This window comes from Vibrio sp. 1731 (assembly GCF_033339955.1).
Taxonomy (GTDB): domain Bacteria; phylum Pseudomonadota; class Gammaproteobacteria; order Enterobacterales; family Vibrionaceae; genus Vibrio; species Vibrio alginolyticus.
The window spans coordinates 93,864-100,267 of sequence record NZ_JAWOVO010000019.1; the positions used below are offsets into that span (position 1 = coordinate 93,864).

Consider the following 6,404-nt stretch of genomic DNA (forward strand, 5'->3'; position numbering starts at 1 on the left):
GGGAATGAAAACCAAGCTTACGCAGAGATTTCTACTTCGCCGTTGGTTACGCGGGTTTTGTACGCTTTCACGCTAAAACGCTCGTCTTCCATGCACGCACCTGTTGTCAGGTTAAAGCGTTGCTTCTTAAGTGGGCTAGCCACCCAAAGCTCGCCTTGGTGCTCACAGATCAAACCGCGAGAAAGCACGTTTGATTGGAAGAACGGGTCTGTGTTGCTGATCGCCAGCACTTCTTCTGCTTGTGTTGGGCGGAATACCGCAACTTGCTGACCATCAACCAGTGCACAAACACCCGTGCCCGGTACGATGTCGCTGATTTGGCAAATCTTTTCAAATGACATAATCAACCTTCCCTTATGCTTCAGTGATCGCTACGTGTAGGATGTCGCCTTTCGCTTCAGGATGTTTTTCCGTGAAGGTTGCTGGGCGGTGCTGTTCACGCTCTTGTACAAACACAACGTTGTCATCGCGCTTGTCAGAGTTGATGAAGTGCGCGAAACGAGTCAGTTGTGATTCGTCGTTGATGGTCGCAGTCCACTCACACTCGTACTCGTCTACAAGCTTCGCTACGTCTGCCTCTAGTTGAGCGTTGATACCAAGCTTGTCGTTAACAATCACTTCGCGTAGGTAGTCAACGCCACCTTCCATGTTTTCCATCCAAACTGATGTGCGTTGTAGTGGCGCAGCAGTACGGATGTAGAACATCATGAAGCGGTCGATGTACTTGATTAGTGTTTCTTTATCTAGGTCACTTGCAAGTAGGTCTGCGTGACGAGGCTTCATACCACCGTTACCACATACGTACATGTTCCAACCTGCATCAGTCGCGATAATGCCAAGGTCTTTACCTTGTGCTTCCGCACACTCACGAGTACAACCAGAAACACCGAACTTCATCTTATGAGGGGTACGAATGCCTTTGTAACGGTTCTCGATGTAAGAACCTAGACCAACAGAATCTTGAACGCCGTAGCGGCACCACGTTGAGCCAACACATGTCTTCGCCATACGAAGTGCTTTTGCGTACGCTTGACCTGTTTCGAACCCAGCGTCGATAAGCTTGCGCCAGATCTCTGGAAGATCGTCTTTTTGAGCACCAAACAGACCAATACGTTGAGCACCGGTTACTTTGGTGTATAGGTTGTATTCTGCTGCAACGTTCGCTAACGCACCCAGTGCTTGAGGTGTTACTTCACCACCCGCCATACGTGGGATAACAGAGTAAGTACCGTCTTTTTGGATGTTACCTAGGAAGTTATCGTTCGTGTCGTGCAGCTTAACCAGTTGTGGCTTAAGAATGTGCTCACCCCAGCAAGAAGCCAAGATAGAACCAGCCAGTGGTTTACAAACTTCACAGCCGTAACCTTTACCGTATTTCTCTAGAAGCTCATCAAACGTTTTGATCTCTTCAATACGGATTAGGTGGAACAGCTCTTGGCGTGAGTATGCAAAGTGCTCACACACGTCGTTCTTCACTTCGATACCAGATTTAGCAAGCTCAGCATTTAGAACAGACGTCACTAGAGGAATACAACCACCACAGCCTGTACCTGCGCCAGTCACTGCTTTGATGTCGCCCAATGTGTGGTGACCATTAGCCACCGCTTGTGCGATCTTGCCTTTGGTTACGTCGAAACAAGAACAGATCACTGCGCTTTCTGGTAGAGCATCTGCACCTAGTGCTGGTTTCTCAGCGCCTGCGTGTGCAGGAAGGATCAACGCATCTGGGTGTTCTGGTAGGTCGATTTCGTTCAACATAAGTTGAAGCAGATCGCCGTAGTCAGAGGTATCGCCAACCATTACCGCGCCAAGCAATTTCTTGTTGTCTTTAGAAACGATAAGACGTTTGTAAACTTCTTGTTCTTCGTTCTGGTAAACGTAACTCTTACAGCCTTCAGTACGACCGTTCGCGTCACCGATAGAGCCTACTTTAACGCCAAGAAGTTTCAGCTTCGCAGACATGTCAGCGCCTTCGAATTTGCTTTCTGTGTTACCTAGTAGGTGATCAACGGCAACTGTCGCCATCTTGTAGCCAGGAGCAACAAGGCCGTAGAACATTTCGTTCCAAGACGCACACTCACCAATCGCGTAGATGTTCTCATCAGAAGTCTGACAATGATCGTTGATAGCAACACCGCCACGAGGTGCCACTTCTAGCTCCATTTGGCGTGCTAGTTTGTCTTGTGGACGAATACCTGCAGAGAATACGATGAAGTCTGTTTCTAGTTCTGAACCGTCAGCAAAACGCATAACGTTGCGTGCGTTTGTGCCTTCTGGCGCAATCTCAAGCGTATTTTTGCTGGTGTGAACGTTCACGCCCATACGCTCGATCTTTTGACGAAGTTGGTTACCACCAGCCAGGTCAAGTTGCTCAGCCATTAGTTTTGGCGCGAACTCAACAACGTGCGTTTCTACACCCAGTGCTTTCAGTGCGCCTGCTGCTTCAAGGCCTAGCAGACCACCACCGACAACAACGCCTGATTTGCTCTTCTTCGCACACGCTTCGATCGCTTTAAGATCTTCGATAGTACGGTAAACAAAACAGTCTTTGCTTTCGTGACCTTTGATAGGTGGAACAAATGGGAATGAGCCAGTAGCAAGAATCAGCTTGTCGTATTGAACTTCACGGCCAGTGCTTGAGTAAACAATGCGGTTTTCACGGTTGATGTTAATCGCGCGTTCGCCGATCAGCATGTTAATACCGTGTTTCTCGTAGAAGCCTTCTTTTACTAAAGAAAGTTCATCTGCCGTATGGTGAGAAAAGTAAGAGGAAAGGTGCACACGGTCGTATGCGACACGAGGTTCTTCACAGAAAACTGTAATGTCCATATTAGACATATCAGCTTTCTCGACTAAGTCTTCAATATAACGGTGCCCTACCATACCGTTACCGATGACTACTAGCTTCAACTTGCTCATTATAATTCCTAAGGGTTAGGTTCTTATCACTGAGCTCATTGTTAATTGTGAAAGAAAATTAATACATGATGTAAATCAATTACAATTTCAAACTACCCTAAAGGGGTAGATGAACGTATTTATCTGACTATTGCGAAATAAAAAGTAATTTATTAACGGATATTGGTAGTTTTAACAAACTGAGATAACCGAAGCCATGCTAGCAACGGACTATACCGTTTTGCTTTATGAAGTAAGGCTGACCATCGAAACCGAGCACACCTACGATAAATCCTGCTTTGCTTCTAAACGACGCACTCACTTGACTTCACCGTTTCAAGGTGATCAGAGAACAATATCTGAAGTGATTGAAAGATTTAGAAAAATCAAGCTTCACAACAAAAATTTTTTACTAGCTAAGTCGCACTATAAAGACTAAAATCAGGTTTAGTTCATATGGAATAGCGTCCATATGATTGATACCGTAATTGACATATAGAGTGCCGTCCCATTTTTGTGAGGCGGCCTTTTATTTGGGAGTCATAAAATGTCAGAAAACAATTCTATCTACATCTCAAGCTTAGATATGAACCGAATCACGGCTTTGTTGGATAAAATGCCAAACATCGCAGCGGAGCTTGTGGAATTAGAAGCAGAGCTCGACCGAGCAACAGTTCTTGAGCCAGAACAAATGCCAGATAACGTGGTCACGATGAACTCGACTGTAGAGTTTAAATTTTCAGGTGAAGATAGAACCATGACAAAGACACTGGTTTACCCTTCTGAACTGAAAAGCAGTGATGATATCTCTATTTTTGCACCCGTAGGCAGCGCACTGATCGGTTTGTCTGTCGGCCAAAAACTTGACTGGCCAATGCCAAATAATCAAGTGAAGACAATTGAAATTGTCGATATCACATACCAACCTGAGCGTTGTGGTGCACTAAACCGCTAACCCTCAGTAGTCCCGGTGCAAAGGCCTCCATTTAAGACTTTGCACCAGGAGAGCCCCTCGCTTACCCCCTATTTCCTTCTTTGTTTTCCAAGCATTTACTTTACTGCTCTTAAGTAACATCACCGATTCTTTATTATTTACCGCATATTCAATATTTATATCTCCAAGCTCAATCATAGAAATTGCAAAGTATTTTTCGTATATTGTCGCTCCGAAAACGACGTAAATTATGCGCAAAATGGAAGAATATCTAACTCGAATTGCCTGCTTAGAAAAAGAAAATGAAGAGCTGAAGCGGAAGAATGCGCGACTACAAGAAAAGTTGAATGCTGCACTCGACAGTAATGGACTGTGTTTGTGGGAGCAGCATATTCCTTCAGGTACTTTGACGATATTCAATATGCAGTGGGGAAAAATGCTAGGTTATCAGCCCCATGAGTTAACCGCGACGGTTGAAACGTGGAAAAACAATCTCCACCCTGAAGATTACGATCTTGCGGTGGGTGCATTTGAAGATCACCTAGCAGGCAAGACCGACCTTTATGAGGTAGTGCATCGCATGATTCATAAAGACGGCAGTGATAGCTGGGTCTACGATCGAGGGCGCATCGTCGAGTATGGTTCTGATGGCGAACCACTACGGATGATGGGTACTCATATCGATATTACAAAAGAAAAGCGTTATGAGCAGCAACTGGCCAAGTTGGCTTCGAGTGATCCATTGACTGGATTGTTAAATAGAAAAGCAATTGAGGAAAACTTTAATCATCAACCTCAAACCGAACCGTCTCAGCAGTCTGCTTTAGTGTTTGTTGATATAGATAATTTTAAAGCAGTTAACGACCAGCTAGGCCATCATACTGGCGACACCCTCCTCATCAATATCGCCAATAGCTTAACAGAGCTTGCGTCAAGCAAGTCTCAAGTTGGACGCATAGGAGGCGATGAATTTGTTATCTTAAACTGGCATTCAAGTCGAGAGGAAATATCCCAACTTTGCAATCAACTCTTAGATTCAATCATTCCAGCGATAAATCAAGACTTACATAAAGTAACGATAGGAATGAGTATCGGTGTTTGTCTCTTTAACAAAGGAAAGCAACCGTTTAATGAAGTGTATCAAAAAGCCGATCACGCAATGTATGAGATAAAGAAAAATGGCAAAAATGGAGTACAATTTTTCAACTTAAAAAGTTGATATCTCTCCATAAATCATCATGTTATGAAATCAGTCATTTGCTACAACTTGAACTAACTAAAGATAAATTCTTTATATCTAAGCCAGTTACCGAAATTACCCCTAGGTACTCATAAATTTGGCACGATACAAATAAATCCCCTCCTCTCCTAGCATCAACCCAATAAGCAACTACACTCATTTAACTGATAGATTAATTACTACTATTATGAAGGGAGTTGTTTTTGATGGATACAAAACAGATTTCTACAGTTATCATAATTTTAGTTCTTTCTGCATTAGTAGTTGCTTATTTAAAGTTAACAACGGTATCAAATGCTATCCACAAACCTACAACAATCGGTATATCTAAGACGCCTCTGTCAGCCCCTTTTATCATTGCAGAGCACATAGGTGCGTTTGAAGAAAACGATTTAAACGTCGAACTTATCATGTGCTTTGGAGGGGTCGAATGTTCAAACCTACTTCTAGAAAACCATGTTAATTACGCCACTTTTTCTGAAAGCGTACTGATGTTTAAAAGCTTTGAATACAAAGATTTAGCATTAATCACTTCTTTTGCATCTTCTACGAATGATATTAAGCTGCTAACTAAAAAGCGGTCTGGCATAGAAAGTATAGATAAATTACCAGGAAAAAAGGTTGGTGTAATAAAAAAGAGCGCTAGCGAATATTACTTAGACTTGTTGCTACAGGTAAATGACATTGATATAGAAAAAGTAGAAAAAATATCATCAACAACGCAGGTTATTATAAATCATTTAATGCAAGGAAACGTCGATGCAATATCTACTTGGGAGCCATACGGATTTATGGCCAAGAATAGAATAAATGAAGAAGTAAAGAACATAGGAATTATTGGCGTGTATAAACTTTACTTTTTGCTTGTATCAAAAGAAATACACATTGAAAAATCAGATCAAGAAGTAATGAAAATAATAAAGTCACTTCATCACTCAATTAACTGGATGGATAAAAACCCTCATTTAACAATGAAAATACTATCACAAAAACTTAACACAACAGTTGAAGAAATATCTTGGAGTTGGGATGATTATAACTTTCGATTAAATTTAACGAATTCTTTATTATTTACATTACAATCAGAAGCTAATTGGGCATTAAAACAAAACTATGTAGAAGGACAGATTCCAAATTACAGAAAAATATTTAAAGAAAACTATATCAATTCATATTTTGATGGTCTAGATTAAAATGCATCGTTCGTTAAACCACTATTTAGCATCACTATTCAGTCTAAGCGTAATACTATGTACTGAGGAATCCCCTAATGATTTTGATAAAAATCATAAATTTAAGGTAGATGCACATCTTGTCATGTGATCAAATGGT

5 protein-coding genes are annotated in these 6,404 nt (G+C 41.9%); 3 read left to right on the forward strand and 2 right to left on the reverse strand.

Annotation, left to right across the window (positions count from 1 at the left end):
• Window positions 1-17: 17 nt before the first annotated feature.
• On the reverse strand, window positions 18-341 hold the full coding sequence (gene nirD, locus R7035_RS19245; protein WP_005387969.1) for a nitrite reductase small subunit NirD: 324 nt from the start codon (window positions 339-341) through the stop codon (window positions 18-20).
• Window positions 342-354: 13 nt separating this feature from the next.
• The gene (gene nirB / locus R7035_RS19250) at window positions 355-2,919 is read right to left on the reverse strand and encodes a nitrite reductase large subunit NirB (RefSeq protein WP_132936432.1); all 2,565 of its coding nucleotides are present in this window, start codon (window positions 2,917-2,919) and stop codon (window positions 355-357) included.
• Between the two features lie 526 nt (window positions 2,920-3,445).
• On the opposite strand from nirB, the gene rnk reads away from it, so the two are divergent.
• The 3 genes from rnk (at window position 3,446) to R7035_RS19265 (ending at window position 6,265) form a co-directional block, all read left to right on the forward strand.
• A complete protein-coding gene (gene rnk / locus R7035_RS19255) occupies window positions 3,446-3,853 on the forward strand; it encodes a nucleoside diphosphate kinase regulator (protein ID WP_005390213.1) in 408 nt (135 codons plus the stop codon).
• Between the two features lie 238 nt (window positions 3,854-4,091).
• Window positions 4,092-5,051, forward strand: coding sequence for a GGDEF domain-containing protein (locus R7035_RS19260; RefSeq protein WP_025767735.1), 960 nt, complete (start codon window positions 4,092-4,094; stop codon window positions 5,049-5,051).
• A 227-nt stretch (window positions 5,052-5,278) separates the two neighbouring features.
• Entirely contained in the window at window positions 5,279-6,265 is a 987-nt protein-coding gene (locus R7035_RS19265) for an ABC transporter substrate-binding protein (RefSeq protein WP_318146236.1), read from the forward strand.
• Window positions 6,266-6,404: the final 139 nt, after the last annotated feature.

Bases quoted from the DNA above. Each gene is read 5' to 3' on its own strand.
- rnk (WP_005390213.1), top strand. From the start codon at position 3,446: ATGTCAGAAAACAATTCTATCTACATCTCAAGCTTAGATATGAACCGA.
- nirB (WP_132936432.1), bottom strand. From the start codon at position 2,919: ATGAGCAAGTTGAAGCTAGTAGTCATCGGTAACGGTATGGTAGGGCAC.
- nirD (WP_005387969.1), bottom strand. From the start codon at position 341: ATGTCATTTGAAAAGATTTGCCAAATCAGCGACATCGTACCGGGCACG.
- R7035_RS19260 (WP_025767735.1), top strand. From the start codon at position 4,092: ATGGAAGAATATCTAACTCGAATTGCCTGCTTAGAAAAAGAAAATGAA.
- R7035_RS19265 (WP_318146236.1), top strand. From the start codon at position 5,279: ATGGATACAAAACAGATTTCTACAGTTATCATAATTTTAGTTCTTTCT.